At 65.6% G+C, this 1,753-nt stretch carries 2 protein-coding genes; both read right to left on the minus strand.

The window, feature by feature from the left end; all coding sequences use genetic code 11:
- The coding region (locus Q4E95_RS13550; protein WP_303383795.1) for a 2Fe-2S iron-sulfur cluster-binding protein at positions 1–661 on the minus strand (661 nt) is incomplete at its 3' end.
- A gap of 188 nt (positions 662–849) precedes the next feature.
- Positions 850–1,740 (minus strand): dihydrodipicolinate synthase family protein, encoded by an 891-nt coding sequence (locus Q4E95_RS13555; protein WP_303383796.1) that lies wholly within the window; start codon positions 1,738–1,740, stop codon positions 850–852.
- Positions 1,741–1,753 lie beyond the last annotated feature (13 nt).

Genomic DNA, 1,753 nt, shown 5'->3' on the forward strand with positions numbered 1-1,753 from the left:
GTGCGCCGGTGGTGTCGATGCGGGTGTGGCTCGCTTTCGGGGCGGGTTCATCTTGACGACGCCGCAGCAGGTCCGTCTCCTCGGGCTCCCCGAGGGCGTAGGCGGCGTCGCGGATGGGGCGGTATCCGGTGCAGCGGCAGAGGTTGCCGCTCAGGGAGTGCAGGTCGAATCCGTTGGGTCCGCATTCGTGAGCGGCGGAGTGTTCTTCGCCCTGGACCTCCGTGCCGGATTTCTCGCCGTGGGTGTCATCGGACGGCGTGCGTTCGGGGCGGTAGTACTCCGCGGCCATCGCGCACACGAAGCCGGGGGTGCAGTAGCCGCACTGGGAGCCGCCGCGGGTGGCCATTTCGCGCTGCACCGGATGGAGTTGGCCGGGGCCGCGAGGTCCGGGTGCAGTGCCGAGGCCTTCGGCGGTGACCACTTCCTGCCCGTCGAAGGCGACGGCGGGTGGCAGACACGCGTTGACGGAGGTCCAGCGAGTGCGATCATCGCCGTCCGGCCGTGCGACCAACACTGCACAGGCACCGCACTCGCCTTCCGCGCAGCCCTCCTTGGCGCCGGTCAGGCCCTGGTTGCGGAGAAAGTCGAGTAGACGGGTGTGTGGGTCGACGCCGGCGAAGCCGCGGTCGTGGCCGTTGATGGTTAAACGGATCTCGCTCATGGCGCTGAACTCCTCGTGACAAGCCACTGACTGCGACGTGGAGTGGATCCGTCCTCAGCTGTACCGGGAGCTCTCTGGCGCCGAATCAGTGCGATTCTTGGTTGCTCGCCCGGTAGATAGTCCGAATCCGGACCCGCCGTAGGCTCCTTAAAATGTAAGGCAGGTCACAGCGCGGGTGCAAGGTGGGGTCAGGCCAGCCCCAGTTGATCGACCGCCGTTCTCACGCGTGCGCGCTGCTGGTCATCCAAACCTTGGATCGGCAGGGGCAGGCACTTTTCCGGTGCGATCCCCAAGTATTCGGCGATTGCGGCCACCACTCGCAGACTTCCGAATTCCGCGTTGAGTTCCCACAGCGGAGCGAGGCGGACGGATTCTTTGGTGGCTTCGTTTGCGTCGCCATTCTGGGCGAGCCGCGTCAGCTTCACGGCCAACTCCGGCAGGGTCCCGCCGATCACCGAATACCAGACATCGCACCCAGCCTTCAGGCCGCCGACGGCGCTCTGGTCACCCGAGATGCCAATGGTCACGTTGTCGGGGATGACGCTTCGGATCTCCTGAACCTTCTTCTGTGCATCCGCACTGTTGGTCGGCAATGCGGGGATCTTAATAGAGGCGATGCCCGGCAGCTGAGCGATGCGGGCGTAGAGGTCCGTGGTGAACGTGAAGTGCGTGGTTCCCGGGTTGTCGTAGACGATGACCGGCAGATCAGTGTGCTCAGTGACGGCGCGGAACAGTTCGAACACGTCCTCCGCGGTGAGGGCCTGGTAGCTCATGGGGGCGAGAAGGAGAGCTGAGGCGCCGGCGTGGGCGGCGTCGTCGGCGTTGGCAAGGACCTGGGAGGTGCGCAGCGCACCGATCCCGATGAAAACTGGCACGTCACCCGCGTGCTCGACCGCTAGCTTCGCGACGCGTTGGCGTTCGTCGCGGCTGAGGTAAGCGTAGGACCCGGTGGAGCCGAGGGCGGTAATCGAGTCGACTCCCGCGGCAGCGAGGCGTTGAACCAAGCCGACGAAGGCCTTCTCGTCGACCTGGTCATCGTGAAGCGGTGTGAGCGGGAAGGCGCTGAGTCCGGTGAACATGTGAGGTCCTTTC

Origin of the sequence: Kocuria sp., from assembly GCF_030536815.1 — a bacterium.
In the GTDB taxonomy this organism is placed as follows: domain Bacteria; phylum Actinomycetota; class Actinomycetes; order Actinomycetales; family Micrococcaceae; genus Kocuria; species Kocuria gwangalliensis.

Coding starts and splice junctions, on each gene's coding strand:
- Q4E95_RS13555 (WP_303383796.1), bottom strand. CDS start 1,740: ATGTTCACCGGACTCAGCGCCTTCCCGCTCACACCGCTTCACGATGAC.